At 66.7% G+C, this 20285-nt stretch carries 15 protein-coding genes and 1 tRNA gene; 8 read left to right on the plus strand and 8 right to left on the minus strand.

From position 1 onward, the window contains the following. Nucleotides 1-186: 186 nt before the first annotated feature. Nucleotides 187-1605 (plus strand): aminotransferase-like domain-containing protein, encoded by a 1419-nt coding sequence (locus SMD10_RS21815; RefSeq protein WP_432757296.1) that lies wholly within the window; start codon nucleotides 187-189, stop codon nucleotides 1603-1605. A gap of 21 nt (nucleotides 1606-1626) precedes the next feature. On the opposite strand, the gene ilvA is transcribed toward SMD10_RS21815, so the two are convergent. After that, a complete protein-coding gene (ilvA, locus tag SMD10_RS21820) occupies nucleotides 1627-2886 on the minus strand; it encodes a threonine ammonia-lyase IlvA (RefSeq protein ID WP_331687859.1) in 1260 nt (419 codons plus the stop codon). A gap of 392 nt (nucleotides 2887-3278) precedes the next feature. On the opposite strand from ilvA, the gene SMD10_RS21825 reads away from it, so the two are divergent. Next, a complete protein-coding gene (locus SMD10_RS21825) occupies nucleotides 3279-3740 on the plus strand; it encodes a cupin domain-containing protein (protein WP_331687860.1) in 462 nt (153 codons plus the stop codon). Between the two features lie 24 nt (nucleotides 3741-3764). On the opposite strand, the gene ade is transcribed toward SMD10_RS21825, so the two are convergent. Beyond that, the gene (gene ade, locus SMD10_RS21830) at nucleotides 3765-5570 is read right to left on the minus strand and encodes an adenine deaminase (protein WP_331687861.1); all 1806 of its coding nucleotides are present in this window, start codon (nucleotides 5568-5570) and stop codon (nucleotides 3765-3767) included. Between the two features lie 331 nt (nucleotides 5571-5901). Here ade and SMD10_RS21835 point away from each other — a divergent pair, with 331 nt between their 5' ends. From SMD10_RS21835 to SMD10_RS21845, 3 genes are all read left to right on the plus strand, one after another. Further along, nucleotides 5902-6228: a chorismate mutase gene (locus SMD10_RS21835; protein ID WP_331687862.1), complete on the plus strand. Its 327-nt coding sequence runs from the start codon at nucleotides 5902-5904 to the stop codon at nucleotides 6226-6228. A gap of 124 nt (nucleotides 6229-6352) precedes the next feature. Next, a tRNA-Leu gene (locus SMD10_RS21840) sits at nucleotides 6353-6438 on the plus strand. 210 nt (nucleotides 6439-6648) lie between these two features. Further along, nucleotides 6649-6972 (plus strand): RcnB family protein, encoded by a 324-nt coding sequence (locus SMD10_RS21845; protein WP_331687863.1) that lies wholly within the window; start codon nucleotides 6649-6651, stop codon nucleotides 6970-6972. Between the two features lie 80 nt (nucleotides 6973-7052). On the opposite strand, the gene wrbA is transcribed toward SMD10_RS21845, so the two are convergent. Further along, entirely contained in the window at nucleotides 7053-7652 is a 600-nt protein-coding gene (gene wrbA, locus SMD10_RS21850; RefSeq protein ID WP_331687864.1) for an NAD(P)H:quinone oxidoreductase, read from the minus strand. Between the two features lie 235 nt (nucleotides 7653-7887). Between wrbA and SMD10_RS21855 the strand changes: the two genes are divergently transcribed. The 3 genes from SMD10_RS21855 (at nucleotide 7888) to SMD10_RS21865 (ending at nucleotide 13680) form a co-directional block, all read left to right on the plus strand. Further along, nucleotides 7888-8631 (plus strand): competence/damage-inducible protein A, encoded by a 744-nt coding sequence (locus tag SMD10_RS21855; protein ID WP_331687865.1) that lies wholly within the window; start codon nucleotides 7888-7890, stop codon nucleotides 8629-8631. A gap of 99 nt (nucleotides 8632-8730) precedes the next feature. Then, nucleotides 8731-9228, plus strand: coding sequence for a xanthine phosphoribosyltransferase (gpt, locus tag SMD10_RS21860; RefSeq protein ID WP_331687866.1), 498 nt, complete (start codon nucleotides 8731-8733; stop codon nucleotides 9226-9228). A gap of 612 nt (nucleotides 9229-9840) precedes the next feature. Next, on the plus strand, nucleotides 9841-13680 hold the full coding sequence (locus SMD10_RS21865; RefSeq protein ID WP_432757297.1) for a vitamin B12-dependent ribonucleotide reductase: 3840 nt from the start codon (nucleotides 9841-9843) through the stop codon (nucleotides 13678-13680). 107 nt (nucleotides 13681-13787) lie between these two features. On the opposite strand, the gene SMD10_RS21870 is transcribed toward SMD10_RS21865, so the two are convergent. From SMD10_RS21870 to torT, 5 genes are all read right to left on the minus strand, one after another. After that, nucleotides 13788-15269 (minus strand): NAD-dependent succinate-semialdehyde dehydrogenase, encoded by a 1482-nt coding sequence (locus SMD10_RS21870; protein ID WP_331687868.1) that lies wholly within the window; start codon nucleotides 15267-15269, stop codon nucleotides 13788-13790. After that, complete coding sequence (locus SMD10_RS21875; RefSeq protein ID WP_331687869.1) at nucleotides 15266-16552, minus strand: 4-aminobutyrate--2-oxoglutarate transaminase; 1287 nt, start codon at nucleotides 16550-16552, stop codon at nucleotides 15266-15268. The genes SMD10_RS21870 and SMD10_RS21875 overlap by 4 nt, the downstream gene beginning before the upstream one ends. 115 nt (nucleotides 16553-16667) lie before the next feature. After that, on the minus strand, nucleotides 16668-17699 hold the full coding sequence (locus SMD10_RS21880; RefSeq protein WP_331687870.1) for an ABC transporter permease: 1032 nt from the start codon (nucleotides 17697-17699) through the stop codon (nucleotides 16668-16670). Then, nucleotides 17696-19210 (minus strand): sugar ABC transporter ATP-binding protein, encoded by a 1515-nt coding sequence (locus SMD10_RS21885; RefSeq protein ID WP_331687871.1) that lies wholly within the window; start codon nucleotides 19208-19210, stop codon nucleotides 17696-17698. The genes SMD10_RS21880 and SMD10_RS21885 overlap by 4 nt, the downstream gene beginning before the upstream one ends. Before the next feature lie 66 nt (nucleotides 19211-19276). Then, nucleotides 19277-20284, minus strand: coding sequence for a TMAO reductase system periplasmic protein TorT (torT, locus tag SMD10_RS21890; RefSeq protein ID WP_432757298.1), 1008 nt, complete (start codon nucleotides 20282-20284; stop codon nucleotides 19277-19279). Nucleotide 20285: the final 1 nt, after the last annotated feature.

A 20285-nucleotide genomic window follows, 5' to 3' on the forward strand; every position in this document is an offset into this window, starting at 1 on the left:
CGATCAGGCCGCCATCATCGACGCCTGCTGCCAAGCCTGGAACCGCGCCACCGAAAATCTTGAGCGCATCATCTCGCTCTGCAACTATCCCTGGATCAAGGCGGTCACTTCATAGGCTCAGCGGTATAATACCCTGACAATCGATATATTAATCCTAAGAAGTGCTGCAATACGGAAATTGATACCGTGACAATTTCGAGCCTGCATCCCGCTGACGGCGACGGCCCCTATTACGTCCGCCTGGCTGACGGCATCGTCGCGGCCATGAGCGACGGAACGCTGGAGCCGGGCGCCAAGCTGCCCCCGCAGCGCAACCTGGCCTACGATCTCGGGGTGACGATCGGCACGGTCGGCCGGGCCTATGCGCTTCTTCGGGAGCGCGGGCTGGTCAGCGGCGAAGTCGGCCGCGGCACTTACGTTCTCGGCCGGCCCCAACCCGTTGGGGGCAACCACGCGAGCGAGCCTCTGCCGCTGGAACTCGGCGGAACCCGCTCGCACGAAGCCCCCGCCGACAAGCTGCGGTTCGATACGACGGCCGCTCCCGATGTCGGGCAAGGCGCGCTGGTGGGCGAGGTTTTCGCTTCCGTCGCTCGCGACCATCCGCTGAGCATCGCCAGCTATTCCAGGACGCATCCGGCCGACTGGCTCGAGGCGGGTGTGCGGTGGCTGGCGCGCAACGGTTGGGCGCCGTCACCCGAGGAGATTGTGCCGACGCTCGGCGCTCACGCCGCCGCGCTGTCGGTCGTCGCGGCCATGACGGCGCCGGGAGACGGAATCGTCTTCGAGGCTCTCACCTACAGCCAGCTCTGCCGCAGCGTCCGCCTGACCGGCCGCTCGATCGTGACCGCCGACATCGACGGCGAAGGGATCGTTCCGGACGATTTCGAGCGGGTGTGTGTGCGCGAAAAGCCGAAGCTCGCCTTCCTCATGCCGGGCATGCACAACCCGACCCTGGCGGTCATGTCGGAGGGCCGCCGAAGCGCCATCGCCGAGATCGCACGCCGGCATGACGTCTGGCTGATCGAGGACGACATCTATGGAAGCATGACGGCGGACGATGCGCCGATGCTGGCCTCGCTCGCGCCGGAACGCACCTTCGTCGTCTCCAGCCTGTCCAAGGCCGTCGCTGCCGGCGTGCGCGCGGGCTGGATCGCGTGCCCGCCGCAACTCGCTCCGCGCCTGAGAATCACCCACAAGATGGTGACCGGCGGCCTGTCCTTCGTGCTGGCCGAAGCAGGCGCGCGCCTGGTTCTTTCCGGCGCCGCCAGCGACGTCCGCCGACGCAGCCTGAGCGAGATCGCGGCCCGCGAAGCCGTGGCCCGCGAGGCGCTGAGCGGCCACGATTTCGCCTCGCGCCCCTCAGTCCCCTTCCTCTGGCTGAAGCTGCCGGAGGCCTGGCTTTCGGGCACGTTCAAAAACGCTGCCCTGCAGCAGGACATCCTCATCGACGACGAAGACGAGTACAAGGCGGCGCGCCTGGACCGCAGCTACCACCGCGTGCGCATCGGCTTCTCGTCCAGCCGGCGCGACGACGTCAGCGCCGGCCTTTTGCGGCTCCGCCAACTCCTCGACAGCGGCGTTGCAGGATACGATACCGAAACCTGACGCCGCCGGTGCCGGGGCCGCTCAGATCAGCAGGTCTGCGACGATCTGGTCGTTGGTGATGTCCTGGTAGACGAACCCGTCGGCGTCGAGCCGCGCCAGCAGCGCCGGAAAATTCTCCGGCGCCGTCGTCTCGATGCCGAGCAGGATCGAGCCGAAGTCGCGCGCCGACTTCTTCAGATATTCGAAGCGGGCGATGTCGTCCTCGGGCCCCAGCAGCTGCAAGAAGTCCTTCAGCGCGCCGGGGCGCTGGGGCAGCCGCAGGATGAAGTACTTCTTCAGTCCTTCGAAGCGCAGGGCCCGCTCCTTGACGTCCGGCAGACGTTCGAAGTCGAAATTGCCGCCGGAGGTGACGAGCACCACGGTCTTGCCCTTCACCTCGTCGCTGAGGCTGTGCAGCGCATCGACCGCCAGCGCTCCGGCCGGCTCCAGCACGATCCCCTCGATGTTGAGGATCTCGAGCATCGTCATGCAAAGCCGGCCTTCCGGCACCAGGATCACGTCGTCCGGCTTGAAGCGCGACAGGGTCTCGTAGGGGATGCGGCCGATTTCGGCTACCGCCGCGCCGTCGACGAAACCGTCGATCGCCGGCAGCCGCGTAAGCTCGCCGCGCTCGAGGCTGGTGCGCAAGCTCGGCGCGCCGGCTGGCTCGACGAAGCGTAGTGTCGGCGCCGGTCGCGATCCATCAGTGACGAGCCGCGTCACGCCCGAGGAAAGCCCCCCGCCGCCGACCGGCAGGACGATGATGTCGGGCCGCTCGTAGCCGAGTTGCCGGTCGATCTCCAGCGCGACGCTGGCCTGGCCCTCGATGATGTCCTCGTGGTCGAAGGGCGGCACCATCTCGGCGCCCGAGGCCTGCGCGTAGTCTTTGGCCGCCTGGTAGCAGTCGTCGAAGAAGTCGCCGACCAGCACGATTTCGACGGCGCCGCCGCCGAAGACGCGCGTCTTGTCGATCTTCTGCTGGGGCGTCGTCACCGGCATGAACACCCGGCCGTTGACGCCGAAATGGCGACAGGCGAAGGCGAAGCCCTGGGCGTGGTTGCCGGCGGAGGCGCAGCAGAAGGCGGTGGCTTCGCCGCCCTCGGCGAGACGCTTGCGCATGAAGTTGAAGGCGCCGCGGATCTTGTAGGAACGCACCGGCGTCAGGTCTTCGCGCTTCAGGAAGACGCGGGCGCCGAAGCGGTTCGACAGGTACTCGTTGAGCTGCAGCGGCGTCTCGGGAAAGAGTTCGCGCAACGCCTTCTCCGCGTTGCTGACACGAAGCGAAAATTCGGATTGGGACATGGGTTCGTCAGGTCGTTTCTGGGCGGCCGGCACCGGATGCCGTCAACGGGTCTGTCGGGCCGACGGACCGCCGTTCTTGTTGAGGCCCTCTACGGGCGTCTCGAAAATCGAAGAGTGCCGGCACAGCCCGAACGGGACCGTGGTGCGGCGCCGGTCGTTATCGGGTCTTGCCCAGATCGGACGAGACTTCGACGATGACGCCGGCGCCGATAATCGGAAGGATCGCTCCACGAATCGATGACGTCGCGATCATCGGCAGCCTCCTTCCTGTTGCTTCGTTGCACCTGGAGGATGCCCTGACCCAGATCGGTCGATTTGTAAAGGTGGAATTTGGCGCAGGCCGCCCTTCACCTGCTATGCTGGCCTGCACTCTTCTGTCGGGAGAACAGACCATGACGCGCCCTCTTCGCGCCGCCGACGCTCCGGCGCGCACCAAGCCCAGCAACTATCCTGAGCCCTTCTACAGCACGGTGGCAGGCCGCCGGAAGCAGCCGCTCGGCGACCTTTTCGGCCTGAAGAACTTCGGCGTGAACCTCACCACGATGGAGCCGGGCGGTCTGTCGTCGATCCATCACCGCCATTCGCGACAGGACGAGTTCATCTACATTCTGGAAGGCACGCCGACGCTGGTGACAGACGAGGGCGAATTCGTGCTGTCGCCGGGCATGGTGTCGGGCTTTCCCGCGGGGGGCACCGCCCATCACCTGCACAACCGCGCGGACAGCCCCTGCGTCTACCTGGAAATCGGCGACCGCACGCCGGGCGACGAATGCAGCTATCCGAACGACGATCTGATGGCGGTCTCGGTCGACGGCACATGGACGTTCACGCACAAGGACGGCTCGCCCTACTGAACGGCTCATCCCGCGAGGTAAGCCTCAGACGAAGACGTCGACCAGTTCGAACCGGTCGACGTCGACCAGGCCCTTGTCGGAGATCCTGAGCGAGGGGATGACCACCAGAGCCAGCAGCGAGTGCTGCATATAGGCGTTGTTGAGCGTGCAGCCGGCCTCGCGCATGGCGGCGATCAGCCGGTCGGCCTTTTCGGCGACGACTTCGGAACGCTCGTCCGACATCAGCCCGGCGATCGGCATCTCGATCAGCGCCTTCTCCTCGCCCTCGGCAAAGAACACCACGCCGCCGCCGACCTCGGCCAAGCGGTTGGCGGCCTTCGCCATCTGCCCGCGGCAGGTGCCGACGACGATCATGTGGTGAGAATCGTGGGCCACCGTCGAGGCCATGGCGCAGCGTCCCTTGTAGCCGAAACCCGAGACATAGCCGTTGGTGACCGCGCCGGTGCCGCGATGCCGCTCGACGAGGGCGATGCGGCAGACGTCGTTGTCGCGATCGATGCCGACCAGCCCCTCCTTGACGCCGAGGTCGGCGGTCAGCGCCCGCGTCGGCGCCTGGTTCTCCACGACGCCGATCACGCGGACCTTGACGCGGTCGCCGGCTTCTTCGGGCGCCGGCACGGTGAAATCGGACGGCGTGATCCTGCGACCGAGCTTGACGGTGTCCTTGGCGTCCGCCGGATAGCCGTGCGCCGGCATGTCGGCCACCAGACCTCCCGCCTCGGCCAGCTTGACGCCACGCCCGTAGACCTCGTCGATCGTCAGGTCCGCGAGGTTGGAGACCAGCAGGAAGTCGGCGCGCCGGCCCGGGGTGATCGAGCCGATCTCGCGTTCCAGCTTGAAATGCTCGGCGGTGTTGATCGTCGCCATCTGGATGGCGGTGACCGGCTTCAGTCCCTGCTGGATGGCATGGCGCACGACGCGGTTCATATGACCGTCGCGCACCAGCGTGCCGGAATGGCTGTCGTCGGTGCACAGGATGAAATGGCGCGAGTCGAGCCCCATTTCGGTGATCGCCCGCACCTGCGAGGCAACGTCGTACCAGGCCGAGCCGAGTCTGAGCATGGCCTTCATGCCCTGGCGCACCCGCGCCGCCGCGTCTTCCATGCGGGTGCCCTCGTGGTCGTCCTCCGGCCCGCCGGCGACATAGCCATGAAAGGCGCGGCCGAGGTCCGGTGACGCATAATGCCCGCCCACGGTGCGCCCCGCCGCGCGCGTCGCGGCGATCTCGCCGGCCATGGTCGGATCGTTGCCGGCCACACCCGGAAAATTCATCACCTCGCCCAGCCCGATGATCGCCGGCCAGGCCATCGCCTCGGCGACTTCGGCCGGCCCGAGCACCGCGCCGCCCTCCTCCAGCCCCGGTGCCGAGGGCACGCAGGACGGCATCTGCACCCATACATTGGTCGGCTGCACCAGGGCTTCGTCGTGCATCAGCTTGACGCCGGCAAGCCCCAGCACGTTGGCGATCTCGTGCGGATCGATGAACATGGACGTGGTTCCGTGCGGGATCACCGCGCGGCAGAATTCGGTGACCGTCACCATGCCGCTTTCGACATGCATGTGCGCATCGCACAGGCCGGGAACGAGGTAGCGCCCATCGGCGTCGACGACCGTCGTCGCCTCGCCGATGCAGTGGCCGGCATCCGGCCCGCAATAGGCGAAGCGCCCGGCCTTGACCGCGATATCCGTGCCGGCGATGACCTCGCCCGAGTGCACGTTCAGCCAGCGGCCGTTTCTCACGACCAAGTCGGCCGGCGCGCGGCCCATGGCGACGTCCACCAGATCGGGCGCGACGGCTTCGAAGGGGGGAAACGGGGTGGACGGAGCCATGCGGGACCTCGGCGGCATCGGTTGAATACGAGACCAGGACAGCCGGACCGGCCGCCTGGCCGGAGCAGCTGGCGCAAAGCCTCCCACCGCGCAACGACCCCGTGCCGGCCACCTCATCGCGACAATTCGGCTGCTGTCAACATCCAGGCGGCCATGGCGCGCCGACGACGACCCCGCCAGCCTCTCCGCCCCGTCGCATTACGTCGACCAGTGTCCCCGCTGTGGACATGCCGGCCATAGCAGGGTATCGCCGCCGCCACGCAGCGCCGCAACGGCCTTCGGGTTACGGCGGCGTCGCCCCTGGGCTCCGCGAACGATGAAGGGACTCCCGATGACCGAGGACACCCGAGCCGCGCTCTCCGAGCTGCACGACCTGCGCGACAGCATCGACAACATCGACGCCGCGCTGATCCACATGCTCGCCGAGCGGTTCCGCTGCACCCAGAAGGTGGGCGTGTTCAAGGCCACCCACGAGTTGCCGGCGGCCGATCCGGATCGCGAAGCGCGGCAGGTGGCGCGGCTGCGGCAACTGGCCGTCTCGGCGAAGCTCGACCCGGAGTTCGCCGAAAAGTTTCTGAACTTCATCATCAAGGAAGTCATCCGGCACCACGAGGCGATCGCCGAGACCTCGCGCGGCGGCCCATCCCCGGCCGAATAGAGGATCGTCGGAAACGGGTGCCGACAGGCGTCTGCCCCGCAGCACCGGCCGGATGGCCGGACGCTTTATATATCGCGCGCCGGCCGTTGACCTTCGCGCCGAAAGCCGTCACTCCTCGAACCGAGCGGGCGTGGCGGAATGGTAGACGCAAGGGACTTAAAATCCCTCGGGCTTCGTCCCGTGCGGGTTCGAGTCCCGCCGCCCGCACCATTCTTCATTTGCGCGATGTCGCCGACCGTCATCCGGCCCAGATTTCACTCTGCTCTGGACGCGCCTGACAGCCGGCCATCGCGATGCGGCGTCGCTTTAAGCCTGCCTTACGATTTTGTAATTCCACACTCATCTTCGGTTCATCGCCCAAACGCCAGGATGCCTTTCATCAGCCGGCAAAGACCGGCGTCGATGAGAAGGAACCGAACGATGAAAAAGCTTGCTCTCTCCGCCCTCGCCCTGGCGCTTCTCGTGGCGCCGCTCGCCACCACCGGCGAGGCCTCCGCCCAGACCCGCGCGCCGGCCAGCCAGCACGAGGTCCAGAAGAAGCCGATCCAGCATCAGTCCAAGCAGACCCAGCACGCCTCCTGGCGGAAGGGAGCCCACTACAAGGGCAAGCGCCAGGTGGTCGACTACAAGCGCTACCATCTCCACGCGCCGAGCCGCGGCCAGGAGTGGGTCCGCGTCGACGGAAACTATCTTCTGATTTCGATTGCCAGCGGCGTCATCGCCGGCATCGCCGCCGCCCACTGACGGCAGAACGTTGAATGAGAAAGGCCGCACCGGCGCACGGTGCGGCCTTTTCCATGCCGAAGCGACGCCGTCGCGGCGGCCTATGCCGTCAGCTTGGCGGCGACTTCGGCGATTCGATTGCCCAGGAAGCGGGCTCCGTCCAGCTCCGTGTCGCTCGGCATGCGCGAGCCGTCGCCGCCGGCGATGGTCGACGCGCCATAGGGCGAGCCGCCGACAATTTCGTCGAGGCGCATCTGGCCCTGAAACGCATAGGGCAAACCGGCGATCAAAAGACCGTGGTGCAGCAGGACACGAATGGCGCCGAACAGCGTGGTCTCGTTGCCGCCGTGCTGCGTCGCCGTCGAGGTGAAGGCGCCGCCGATCTTGCCGACCAGCGCGCCCGTCGCCCAGAGCGGCCCGGTGCGGTCCCAGAAGGCCTGCATCTGCGAGGCCATGTTGCCGTAGCGGGTCGGCACGCCGATGACGATGGCGTCGTAGGCCTTCAGGTCGTCCGGCTGCGCCTCGGGATAGTCGTGGTCGGTCTTGAAGCCGGCGGCCTGCACGACCTCGGCCGGTGCGGTTTCCGGAACCCGCTTGATGTCGACCGTCGCTCCGGCGCCGGTCGCGCCTTCGGCAACGGCCTTCGCCATCGTCTCGATATGCCCATAGCTGGAATAATAGAGAACAAGTACCTTGGCCATTCGATTCCCCTGCGCTGGTTGATCCATTGACGTTCGAGGCCGTCGTTCGACGCATCTCGTCTCGGCCTGCCGCCGGCCCGTTGAGCGGGAACATAGGCCCGAAGGCCGAGCCTTCATCGCCATAAACGATAGGACAGACCGTTCACTGCCTTCGAACGGCGGAGGCCGCCTTGCTTTTCTGCGACCGAGTCCGATTCTTTTGTTTCACGGTCCCGAGTCGCACCGGAGAACATGCATGTCGCACCAGCCCAGCTTCACCGCCGCCATGCTGGTGATCGGCGACGAAATCCTGTCCGGCCGCACCAAGGACAAGAACGTCGGCACGCTCGCCGAGATGCTGACCATGGCCGGGATCGACCTGAAGGAGGTGCGCATCGTCGGCGACGAACCGTCGATGATCTCGATCACGCTCAACACGCTGCGCCGCAACTACGACTTCGTTTTCACCTCGGGCGGCATCGGCCCCACTCACGACGACGTGACCGCCGATGCGGTGGCCGCCGCCTTCGCATTGCCGATCGGGCCGCATCCGGAAGCCCATGCACAGCTTGCCACCTATTACCAAGGCCGCGGCGTGGAGTTCACCGAAGCGCGCCAGCGCATGGCGCGCACGCCCGACGGCGCCGAACTGATCGACAACCCGGTTTCGGTCGCGCCCGGCTTCCGCGTCGACAACGTCTTCGTCATGGCCGGTATACCGGAGGTCTTCCGGGCGATGCTCGACGGCGTGCTCCAGGCACTGCCGACGGGACAGGCCGTGTTGTCGGCCAGCGTCCCCTGCTCCATCGGTGAAGGCGATATCGGCGACGCGCTGCGTGAGATCCAATCGCATTACGAGACCGTCGCGATCGGCTCCTATCCGCGCTACGACGGCCAGGGCTATTCGACCGAGATCGTGCTGCGCTCGCGCGACGAGGCGCTGCTCGAGGCGGCGCGCATCGAGGTCGAGGAGATGGTCCGGGAAAAATCCGGGCGCTAACCCTGCGGCAATTCGATGCGACAGAGTGGCTTGCCGCCGATTGCCCCGGCGAGCGCGAGTCGTTATTTGCGGCGATCCTTCGACCAGACGGAGAGACCGATGTCGACCCTCGAGAAGTCCTTCCCGGTATCCTGGGACCAGTTTCATCGTGATGCCCGCGCCTTGGCCTGGCGACTGGCGGGCGTGCGGCCGGAATGGCGGGCGATCGTCTGCATCACGCGCGGCGGCCTGGTGCCCGCGGCCATCATCGCCCGCGAACTCGGCACCCGGCTGATCGAAACCGTGTGCGTGGCCTCCTATCACGAATACACCGAACAGGGTGAACTGAAGGTCCTGAAGGACATTTCGCCGAGCCTCATGGACGACGAAGGCGAAGGCATCCTGATCGTCGACGATCTCACCGACACCGGCAAGACTGCCGGCATCGTGCGCGCCATGCTGCCCAAGGCGCACTTCGCCACCGTCTATGCCAAGCCCAAGGGCCGCCCGCTGGTCGACACCTTCATCACCGAGGTGAGCCAGGACACGTGGATCTTCTTCCCATGGGATCTCGGCCTCTCCTTCCAGGCGCCGATCGGCAAGGACACGCAGGGCTGAGCAACGACTGCCGACGTCTGGTCGAGCACAGGCCGGCCCGGTGCGCGCACGGCAGCCGCGTCCGGTCCCAGTGCTCTGCGGTGTCCGGGGCGCCATTCCCCTTCGGATCGACCGGAGGATAACGCTCGCCCCGTCCAGGGGCCGCCGTGAAATGGGCGTCCGACGACTCCGCCCGCATCATCGATGCCGGCACGCCCCTTCCACGAATCGCCAGGCGGCCTTTCGACCGCCGATTCGGGCGCAAAAAGCTCGATGCAATTCCCACGATTCACACCCCAGGCCTTGGATAACCGGGAGTGAATCGCACTGCGAAAATCTTGCGCTTGCACCCGCCCGCTGAATCGCCCTAGCTTGCTTCCGCGGCCGCTCGAGAGGCTGCTTCAGAGTTGGCTTTTGGAGCGCGGTGCCGTTCGATGCGGCATCCCGGCAACGGTGGGCGGCAACAATCCCCAGCCATTCCCAAAGCTGTGAGTAACGGTTTCTTAACCGGTGAAAATCACTATATGTAGTGCTAGTCACGCGGCGTCACACAAGATGGTGTGACGGTGATCATCTCTCAGCGGCGGCCGGCGGACCGCCCTAAAATCGAGCACGGGGGCATATTCCATGGGACTGAAGATCGAGCGCCGTTACACCAAGGCAGGCCCCGACGCCTATGCGGACCTGTCGTTCCGCAAGGCGGTGAGCGAGATCAAGAACCCGGACGGCTCGATCGTCTTCCGACTGGAGGGGATCGACGTTCCCTCGCAGTTCAGCCAGGTGGCGAGCGACATCCTGGCGCAGAAATATTTCCGCAAGGCCGGCGTGCCGAAGCGGCTGAAGCGAGTCGAAGAGACCAGCGTGCCGTCCTGGCTGTGGCGCTCCGTCGCCGACGAGAAGGCGCTGGCCGAGTTGCCCGAGGACGAGCGTTACGGCTCAGAGACCGATGCGCGCCAGGTTTTCGACCGGCTGGCCGGCACCTGGACCTATTGGGGCTGGAAGGGCGGCTATTTCGCCTCCGAGGAAGATGCTCGCGCCTTCTGCGACGAGCTGGCCTATATGCTGGCGACCCAGAAGGCGGCGCCGAACTCGCCGCAATGGTTCAACACCGGCCTCTACTGGGCCTATGGAATCGACGGCCCCGGCCAGGGCCACTTCTACGTCGATCCCTTCACCGGCCAGCTCACGGCATCGTCGTCCGCCTATGAGCACCCGCAGCCGCACGCCTGCTTCATCCAGTCGGTCGCCGACGACCTCGTCAACGAGGGCGGCATCATGGATCTGTGGGTGCGCGAGGCGCGCCTGTTCAAGTACGGCTCGGGCACCGGCTCCAACTTCTCGGCGCTGCGCGGCGAAGGCGAGCGCCTGTCGGGCGGCGGCAAGTCGTCGGGTCTGATGAGCTTCCTGAAGATCGGCGACCGGGCGGCCGGCGCCATCAAGTCGGGCGGCACCACGCGCCGGGCCGCCAAGATGGTGGTGGTCGACATCGATCACCCCGATATCGAGGACTACATCTCCTGGAAGGTGCGCGAGGAGGAGAAGGTCGCCGCCCTGGTGACCGGCTCCAAGACCATCTCCAAGCACCTGAAGGCGATCCTGTCGGCCTGCGTCAACTGCGAAGGCCCCGACGGCAGCTGCTTCGAGCCGATGAAGAACCCGGCGCTGAAGCGCGCGGTGAAGGATGCCAAGAAGGCCCAGGTTCCGGAGAACTACATCAAGCGCGTCATCCAGTTCGCGCGCCAGGGCTACACCGAGATCGAGTTCCCGGTCTATGACACCGACTGGGATTCGGAGGCCTATCGCACCGTCGCCGGCCAGAACTCCAACAATTCGGTGCGCGTCACCGACGAGTTCCTGAACGCGGTCGAGACCGACGGCGACTGGACGCTGACGGCCCGCATCACCGGCAAGCCGGTCAAGACGGTGAAGGCGCGCGAGCTGTGGGAGCGCATCGGCTATGCGGCCTGGGCGTCCGCCGATCCGGGCATCCAGTTCCACACGACGATCAACGACTGGCACACCTGCCCGGCGGCCGGCGAGATCCGCGCGTCCAATCCGTGCTCGGAATACATGTTCCTGGACGACACGGCGTGCAATCTCGCGTCGCTCAACCTGCTGCAGTTCCGCGAGGTGACGAAGGACGGCAAGAGCCGCTTCGACGTGCCGGCCTTCGAGCACGCCGTGCGGCTGTGGACGATCGTGCTGGAAATCTCGGTGATGATGGCGCAGTTCCCGAGCCGCGAGATCGCACGCCTGTCCTACGACTACCGCACGCTGGGCCTCGGCTTCGCCAATATCGGCGGCCTCTTGATGACCGACGGCATCCCCTACGATTCGGCCGAGGGCCGCGCGATCTGCGGCGCGGTGTCCGCGCTGATGACCGGCATCGCCTATCGCACCTCGGCCGAAATGGCGGCCGATCTCGGCACCTTCCCCGACTACGAGCGCAATGGCGAGTCGATGCTTCGCGTCATGCGCAACCACTCGCGCGCGGCGCACGGCATCGCCAACGGCTATGAGAGCCTGTCGGTCGATCCGGTGCCGCTCGATCATCCCTCGCTGAAGGACAAGCGCCTGTCGGGCCGCGCGAAGGCGGCGTGGACCGAGGCGGTCGAGCTCGGCGCCAAGCATGGCTACCGCAACGCCCAGGTCTCGGTGATCGCGCCCACCGGCACGATCGGCCTGGTCATGGATTGCGACACCACGGGCATCGAGCCCGACTTCGCGCTGGTGAAGTTCAAGAAGCTCGCCGGCGGCGGCTACTTCAAGATCATCAACCGCGCCGTGCCGGAGGCGCTGGGCGCACTCGGCTACGCGGAGAACCAGATCGCCGAGATGGAGGCCTATGCCGTCGGTCACGGCAATCTCGATCAGGCGCCGGCGATCAATCCCGGCGCGCTGAAGGCCAAGGGCTTCGGTGACGAGCAGGTCGCGGCGCTCAACGCGGCGTTGAAGTCGGCCTTCGACATCAAGTTCGCCTTCAACAAGTGGACGCTCGGCGAGGAGTTCTGCAAGGAGAAGCTGGGGCTCACCGACGAGCAGCTGAACGATTTCGCCTTCGAGATGCTGCCGGCGCTCGGCTTTTCCCGCAAGGACATCGAGGCGGCCAACATCCACGTCTGCGGTGCGATGACGCTCGAAGGCGCGCCCTTCCTGAAGCAAGAACATTATCCGGTGTTCGACTGCGCCAGCCCCTGCGGGCGCATCGGCAAGCGCTATCTGTCGGTCGAATCCCACATCCGCATGATGGCGGCGAGCCAACCCTTCATCTCGGGCGCCATCTCCAAGACCATCAACATGCCGAACGATGCCACCGTCGAGGACTGCAACTCGGCCTACAAGCTGTCGTGGCAGCTGGCGCTCAAGGCGAACGCGCTTTATCGCGACGGCTCCAAGCTCAGCCAGCCGCTCAACGCCTCGCTCATCGCCGACGAGGACGACGACGAGGATCTGGTGGAAGAGACCGCCGCCGCGCTGATGGCTGCGCCCGCCGCCGAGCAGGCGACGCAGGTGGCCGAGCGCATTGTCGAGCGGATCGTCGAAAAGGTGGTGCGCGAGCGCGAGAAGCTGCCGAACCGGCGCAAGGGCTACACCCAGAAGGCGATCGTCGGCGGCCACAAGGTCTATCTCAGGACCGGCGAGTTCGACGACGGCCGTCTGGGCGAGATCTTCATCGACATGCACAAGGAGGGCGCCGCCTTCCGCGCGATGATGAACAACTTCGCCATCGCCATCTCGCTCGGCCTGCAGTTCGGCGTACCGCTGGAGGAATATGTCGACGCCTTCACCTTCACCCGGTTCGAACCGGCAGGCATGGTACAGGGCAACGAAGCGATCAAGAACGCCACGTCGATCCTCGACTACGTGTTCCGCGAGCTCGCCGTCTCCTATCTCGGACGGCACGACCTCGCCCATGTCCAGCCCGAGGACTTCGGCGCCTCGACCGTCGGCCGCGGGGTCAAGGGCGACAAGCCCGCGCCCCTGCCGATCTCGAGCGGCATGGTGCGCGGCCAGACGGCCAAGTTCCGCCTGGTGACCAGCGAGCCGCACGGTTCGGCCGAGGTAGCGCCGCGCAGCTCCAAGCCAGCCGCTGCCCCGGTCACGGCGCCGGTGGCGGCAAACCGGCCTGCCTCGACCACGGCCTCGGCGGTGGGCGGCACGCGCCCGACGCTCGCGACCACGCAAGGAGCCACGGCCTTCAAGCGCGACTACGAGCAGGCGCCGCTGTCGGATCCCGCGCCGACCGAGGACACCTCCCCGGCGCAGGGCCTGTTCGATCAGCCGCTGGCCTATCCGGCGACCAAGAAGGACACCGACAACGTCGCCGCCAGCGCCAAGGCGGAGCGCCGGGCGGAAGCCATGATGAAGGGCTATACAGGCGACAGCTGCGAGGAGTGCGGCAACTACTCGATGGTCCGCAACGGCACCTGCCTGAAGTGCGACACCTGCGGCGCCACCAGCGGCTGCAGCTGACGGCAATATCTGTTCCCCTCGTGGTGACCCATCCGCCGAGGAGAGAGCCAAGCTGAACAAGGCCCCGGGGCGTGGCTGCGCCGGGGCCTTGTTCGTTTCGGGCTGCCTCAGATCCCGCCGAGGCAGAGATATTTGATTTCGAGATAGTCCTCAGCGCCGTATTTCGATCCCTCGCGTCCCAGCCCCGACTGCTTGACGCCGCCGAAGGGTGCGACCTCGGTGGAGATCAGCCCGGTGTTGATGCCCACCATGCCGTAGTCCAGAGCCTCGGCCACCCTGAAGACGCGCGACAGGTCGCGGGCATAGAAGTAGGAGGCGAGGCCGAACTCGGTGTCGTTCGCCATGGCGACCACCTCGTCGACCGTCTCGAACTTGAAGAGCGGCGCCACCGGGCCGAACGTCTCCTCGCGGGCGACCTTCATCGCGGGTGTCGCGCCGGCCAGCACGGTCGGGCGATAGAACAGCCCGCCCTGCCCGTCCGCCTGGCCGCCGGTGAGCACCCTCGCCCCCTTGGCCACGGCGTCCTCTACATGCTCCTTCACCTTTTCCAGCGCGGCGGCATCGATCAGCGGTCCGATCGCCACCCCGTCGGCGAAGCCGTCGCCCACCTCCAACGCCGCCACCCTGGCCGTCAGCTTCTCGGCAAAGGCGTCGTAGACGCCGGCCTGGACATAGAGACGGTTGGCGCAGACGCAGGTCTGGCCGGCATTGCGGTACTTGGAGATCATCGCCCCTTCGACGGCCGCGTCGAGGTCGGCGTCGTCGAAGACGATGAAGGGGGCGTTGCCGCCGAGCTCCAGGCCGAACTTCTTGATCTGGTCGGCGCCCTGGCGCATCAGGATGCGCCCCACTTCGGTCGAGCCGGTGAAGGTGATCTTGCGCACCGTGTCGTTGGTGCAGAGCTCCTTGCCGAAGGCCGAGCCGCTGGCCGTGGTGATCACCGAGAAGACGCCGCGCGGCACGCCGGCGCGCTCGGCCAGCACCGCCAGCGCCAGCATGGAGAGCGGCGTCTGAGCCGCCGGCCGGGCGACCATGGCGCAGCCCACGGCGAGCGCCGGTGCGACCTTGCGGGCGATCATCGCGTTCGGGAAGTTCCACGGCGTGATGGCGCCGACCACGCCCACCGGCTGCTTGACGACGATGATGCGCTTGTCCGGCTGATGGCCGGGGATGGTGTCGCCGTAGATGCGCTTGGCCTCTTCGGCGAACCATTCGACGAAGGACGCGCCGTAGAGGATCTCGCCCCGCGCCTCCGGAAAGGGCTTGCCCATCTCGGCGGTCAGGATGGCGGCCAGATCGTCGGCATTCTCGACCATGAGATCGTAGAGCCGTCGCAGCACGGTCGCGCGCTCCTTGGCGGTCTTCGCCGCCCAGGCCTTCTGTGCCGTTTCGGCGACCGCGATGGCCTGGCGCACCGCCTCGATCGGCACGTCCGGCAGCTCGGCGATCACCTCTCCGGTCGAGGGGTTGGTGACAGCGAAAGTGGCTCCGGCGGCGTCGGTGGAAACCCATTCGTCGCCGACCAGCGCCCGGTCGCAGAGCAACGACGCATCGGCAAGACGCTGCCGGAGGGACGTGGAATGGATCATGCCGTCCGCTCCGTCGCGCAGTCCAGAATGGCCTGCCCGATCACCTCGAGCGCCTCGTCGAACACCGCATCCTCGATGGTCAGCGGCGACAGGAAGCGGATGACGTTGCCGTGGACACCGCAGGTGAGAAGGATGACGCCGTTTTCGAGCGCCTTCAGGCGGACGGCGTTGGTGAACGGGGCGTCGGGCTCGCCGGTCTTCGGATCGCAGAACTCCACCGCGTTCATGAAGCCCGGCCCGCGCACGTCGGCGATCTGCGGCACGCTCTCGCGCACGACGACCAGCTGGTCCTTCAGCCGCTTGCCGAGCGCTTCGGCCCGCTGGCAGAGCCCCCTCTCCTCGATCTCGTCGAGCACCGCATGCGCCGCTGCGATGCCGATCGGGCTGCCGCCGAAGGTGCCGCCGAGGCCGCCGGGACCAGGCACGTCCATCAGGTCGGCGCGACCGGTGACCGCGGCGATCGGAAAGCCGCCGCCGAGGCCCTTGGCCATGGAGATGAGGTCCGGCGCCGCCTCATAGCGCTCGGAGGCGAACATCCGGCCGGTGCGCCCGAAGCCGGTCTGCACTTCGTCGGCGATGAGCACGATGCCGTGCTCGTCGCACAGCGCGCGAAGCCCCTTCACCAGCTCGGCGGGCGCCTCGTAGAAGCCGCCCTCGCCCTGCACGGGCTCGTAGAGGATCGCCGCCACCCGGCCCGGCTCGATGTCGGCCTTGAACAGCCGGTCGATGGCCGCAAAAGTGTCCTCGACGCTGACCCCGTGCACCGGATTGGGGAACGGCACGTGATAGACCTCGCCCATCATCGGGCCGATGCCGTTCTTGTAGGGCGCCACCTTGCCGGTCAGCGTCAGCGTCATGAAGGTGCGGCCGTGGAAGCCGCCGGCGAAGGCGATGACGCCCGGGCGTCCGGTGGCGGCGCGGGCGATCTTCACCGCGTTTTCCACCGCCTCGGCACCGGTCGTCACGAAGGTCGTCTTCTTGGCGAAATCGCCGGGCGCCAGCGCGTTGAGGCGCTCGGCGAGCCGCACATAGTTCTCGTAGGGCACGACCTGGTGGCAGGTGTGGGTGAAGCTGTCGAGCTGCGCCTTGACCGCGTCGATCACGCGGCCGTTGCAATGGCCGGTGTTGACCACGGCGATGCCGGCGGCGAAGTCGATGTAGCGCCGCCCCTCCCCGTCCCATAGCTCGGCATTCTGCGCGCGCTCGACGAACACCGATGTCGTCGCCGCGACGCCGCGGGGAATGGCCGCGGTCCTGCGGGCCGCGATGACCTCGTTCTGCATTGTCATCTCCAGATCAGATCAGAAAAATCGAAGGGCTGGTGAAGGCGTCCGACCGAGCGGCGCCGCGCGTCCGCACCCCAGGGGCGGTCGCGACGGCCAGCGCGGGAGGAGCGTTCTATTGACCGCCGACCAGCAGGCGGTAGCGGTATTGATCGAGGACCACGGCGAGGATCAGCAGAGCGCCGATCAGCACCATCTGCATGTAGGAGCCGATCTGCATCAGGTTCATGCCGTTCTGCACGAGCACGATGAAGAAGGCGCCGAGCACGACGTTCTCGACCCGGCCGATGCCGCCGCGCAGCGACACGCCGGCAATGACGCAGGCGGCAATCGATTCCAGCGCGATGGTGCCGCCCAGATTGGTCTCGCCCGAACCGACACGGGCCGTCAGCAGCACGCCGGAGACAGAGGCCAGCAGCGCGCAGATCACATAGGCCGAAAACAGCACGAGCGCCGTGTTGATACCCGACAGATTGGCGGCCTTGATGTTGCCGCCGACGGCATAGAGCCGCGCACCGAAGCGGGTGCGGTTCATCAGCACCCAGACGACGACGATGGCGAGCAGCGCCACCAGCACCGGCACCGGGACGCCGAAGACGCGGCCGAAGCCGAAGACGTCGCCGAATTCGTAAGGGATGCCGCTCACCGGCACGCCGCCGGTGATGAACAGCGCGATGCCCGCACCGACGGACTGGACACCGAGCGTCATGATGAACGGCGAAACGCCGAACCCGGCGACGCCCAGGCCGTTGAGCATGCCGATGACGATGGCCGCGGCAAGGCCGGCGAGAACGCCGAGAGCGATGACGAGCCAAGTGGAGTCGGGAAAGACGGTCGAGAGATAGGCCATCACCGTGGCCGAGACGACCGAGGTCAAGGCGATGGACGTTCCCACGGCGAGGTCGAATCCGGCGGTGACCAGAACCAGCATCTGTCCGAGCGACACCAGCACCAGATAGACCGACTGGCGGGCGACGTTGACGATGTTGTCGACCTGCAGGAACTGGGGCGTGGCGACGGCGAAGATCACCAGGGCCGCGACCAGGAAGAACGGCAGCACGCCGACGGCGACGAAGAGGCTGCGCAGCGCCCCGGCCGCGAACAGCGGGCGCGCGCCTTCGGAAATGGCCTGGGCCTTGGTGTTCATGCCGATTGCCTTTCGTAGTCGAAGAATGCGCCGAGCACCGTCGGCTCGTCGATGGCCTCACCCTCCAGCTCCGCCGTGATATGGCCGTTGGCGAAGACCAGCAGGCGATGAGCGAGGCTCATCACCTCCGGCAGATCCGAAGAGATGACGACGACGGCGTTGCCATCCTCGGCAATCTCCTTGATCAGCCGGTAGAGCGCGGCACGCGTGCCGACATCGACGCCGACCGTCGGCTCGTCGAAGATGTAGAGCTCGCACGAGCGGCCGAAGCCCTTGCCGAACAGCACCTTCTGCTGGTTGCCGCCAGACAGCTTGGAGGTGGCGCGGGCCAGATAGGATTGCGAAAGATCGACGCGCTCGCCGATGCCGTCGGTGATGCGGCGTGTGGCCGACGGCGAGGTCAGCCCCATCGGTCCGCGCGCCTCGCGATTGCCGAGCAACGACAGCGCGATGTTGTCGCGCGCGCTCGCCCCCAGCACCAGCCCCTCGCTCTTGCGGTCGGACGGCAGGTAGAAGACGCCGCTCGCCAACACGCGGCGCGTCGGCGCCCCGGTCACGTCGCGGCCGTTGAGAAGCACCCGGCCGGCCGTCGCCGGATTGAGCCCCATGACCGAGCGGAACGCCCGCGACTTGCCCGAGCCGACGAGGCCGGCAATGCCGAGCACCTCACCCTTGCGCACCGAAAACGACACGCCGTGAACGCCCCAGGCGTGGAGCCCCTCGACGGCCAGCACCGTCTCGCCGCTTTCGGCGCGGGCGATCGCCGGATAGAGTTCCTCGACCTTGCGCCCGGTCATCATCTCGATGAGCGTGTCGTCGGTCGCGCCGGCTGCCTCGACGGTGCCCACCACCTTGCCGTCGCGCAGCACGGTGATCCGATCGGCGATGGCGGAGAATTCGTGCATCCGGTGCGAGATGTAGACGATGCCGATGCCCTTCGCCTTGGCCTGGGCGATGAACTCGAACAGCTTTTCGGTCTCGCGTTCGGTGAGCGAGGCGGTCGGCTCGTCCAGAATCAGAATGCGCACGTTGGCGCGCACCGCCTTGGCGATCTCCACCATCTGCTGCTCGGCGCGCGACAGCGAGGCGACCGAGCGGTCGACGCCGACCTGGAATCCGAGCCGGTCGAGCAGCGCTTGGGCCTCGCGGCGCATGGCGCCGCGGCTGATGAAGGGCCCCTTTCCCGGCTCGTCGCCGAGAAAGATGTTGTCGGCGACCGACAGGGTCGGGACGAGCGAGAACTCCTGGAAGACGGCACCGATGCCCGCCTCGCGCGCGTCCTTGACGGACTGGAAATCCATCAGGTCGCTGCCCATCCGAATGGTGCCGAACGAGGGCCGCGTGACGCCCGCAAGCACCGAGATCAGCGTCGACTTGCCGGCGCCGTTCTCGCCGAAGAGGACGTGCACCTCGCCGGCCATCAGCGAAAAGTCGACGCCGTCCAGCGCCTTGACGCCCGGATAGTCCTTGGAGACGTTGATCAGTTCGACGACTGGCCGCTCAGGATACATCGCTTGGTCCTCGTCCGGGGTCGGCCCGGTGGACAAGCCGCCGGACCGCCGGGCATGACGAACGGTTCACTGCACCTCGAAGACCGGCTTGAAGCCGTTCGGGGGCAGGATGTTGGTCTGATCCACGGTCTCGATGTTGTCGGCGTCGACCATGAAGATCTTCGGCCCGACATGCTTGATGAGGTCCTTGCCCTCGATGGCACGCACCGCCTGGTCGATGGCGATACGGCCCTGGATCACCATGGAGTCGGCGGGCGCCGCCTCGATGAAGCCGCGCTGGATGCCTTCGTAGACGCCGGGCGTCATGTAGAAGGCCAGGAGATCGACCTTGCCCTTGAGATCGCGCTCGCGGATCAGGCCCTGAGCGGCTTCGGCGGTCACCGCCGTGCCGGCGACGTAGCGCAGGTCGGGCTCGGCCTGGAGCACGTCCTCGACCAGCTTGAGCTGCACCTCCTTGCCGGTGTCGCCGTATTTGGGCGGCAGCACGGTGAGCGCGCTGCCCTTCACCGCGTCCATGAAACCGGTGTTGGCGGCCTCGACCCAGCCGGCACCGGCCGGACCGGGGAACCAGCCGACTTTGACCGGATCGGAGCCCTCGGGATGCTTCTTGGCGAGATAGGCGCCGGTCTCGTAGCCCATCGTATAGAAGGAGACGAGCGACTTGGCGGTGATGTCGGGCGAGGACATGCCGTTGACGAGATCGATCACCGGGATCTTCTTCTTGGCGATCTCGGCGACCGCGCTGTTGAGGCCGTCATAGGAGATCGCGCCGATGACCACGGCGTCGGCACCGCCGGCCACACAGTCCTCGATCTGCGAAATCTGCTTGGTCAGTTCGGTGTAGCCGCCGGCCTCCTGCAGATTCATCTTGACGCCGAGTTCCTTCGCCTCCTCGGCGACGCCGTAGTCGACGCCCAGCCAGTAGGCATCCTTCATGTGCGGGAAGGAAACACAGATGTTCCAGGGCTTCTCCGCCTTTTCGAGCGGCGTATAGACGACGTCCGAGGTTTTGCCGTCGGCCGAAAAGGCTGGCGTCGTCTCGGTGGCGTCATAGGGATACCAGGTCCCGGCCATG

Source organism: Consotaella aegiceratis, assembly GCF_036541425.1.
GTDB lineage: Bacteria > Pseudomonadota > Alphaproteobacteria > Rhizobiales > Rhizobiaceae > Consotaella > Consotaella aegiceratis.

Bases quoted from the DNA above. Each gene is read 5' to 3' on its own strand.
- ade (WP_331687861.1), bottom strand. From the start codon at position 5,570: ATGGCTCCGTCCACCCCGTTTCCCCCCTTCGAAGCCGTCGCGCCCGAT.
- SMD10_RS21845 (WP_331687863.1), top strand. From the start codon at position 6,649: ATGAAAAAGCTTGCTCTCTCCGCCCTCGCCCTGGCGCTTCTCGTGGCG.
- gpt (WP_331687866.1), top strand. From the start codon at position 8,731: ATGTCGACCCTCGAGAAGTCCTTCCCGGTATCCTGGGACCAGTTTCAT.
- SMD10_RS21880 (WP_331687870.1), bottom strand. From the start codon at position 17,699: ATGAACACCAAGGCCCAGGCCATTTCCGAAGGCGCGCGCCCGCTGTTC.
- SMD10_RS21885 (WP_331687871.1), bottom strand. From the start codon at position 19,210: ATGTATCCTGAGCGGCCAGTCGTCGAACTGATCAACGTCTCCAAGGAC.
- ilvA (WP_331687859.1), bottom strand. From the start codon at position 2,886: ATGTCCCAATCCGAATTTTCGCTTCGTGTCAGCAACGCGGAGAAGGCG.
- SMD10_RS21835 (WP_331687862.1), top strand. From the start codon at position 5,902: ATGACCGAGGACACCCGAGCCGCGCTCTCCGAGCTGCACGACCTGCGC.
- SMD10_RS21855 (WP_331687865.1), top strand. From the start codon at position 7,888: ATGTCGCACCAGCCCAGCTTCACCGCCGCCATGCTGGTGATCGGCGAC.
- SMD10_RS21875 (WP_331687869.1), bottom strand. From the start codon at position 16,552: ATGCAGAACGAGGTCATCGCGGCCCGCAGGACCGCGGCCATTCCCCGC.
- SMD10_RS21870 (WP_331687868.1), bottom strand. From the start codon at position 15,269: ATGATCCATTCCACGTCCCTCCGGCAGCGTCTTGCCGATGCGTCGTTG.
- wrbA (WP_331687864.1), bottom strand. From the start codon at position 7,652: ATGGCCAAGGTACTTGTTCTCTATTATTCCAGCTATGGGCATATCGAG.
- torT (WP_432757298.1), bottom strand. From the start codon at position 20,284: ATGGCCGGGACCTGGTATCCCTATGACGCCACCGAGACGACGCCAGCC.
- SMD10_RS21825 (WP_331687860.1), top strand. From the start codon at position 3,279: ATGACGCGCCCTCTTCGCGCCGCCGACGCTCCGGCGCGCACCAAGCCC.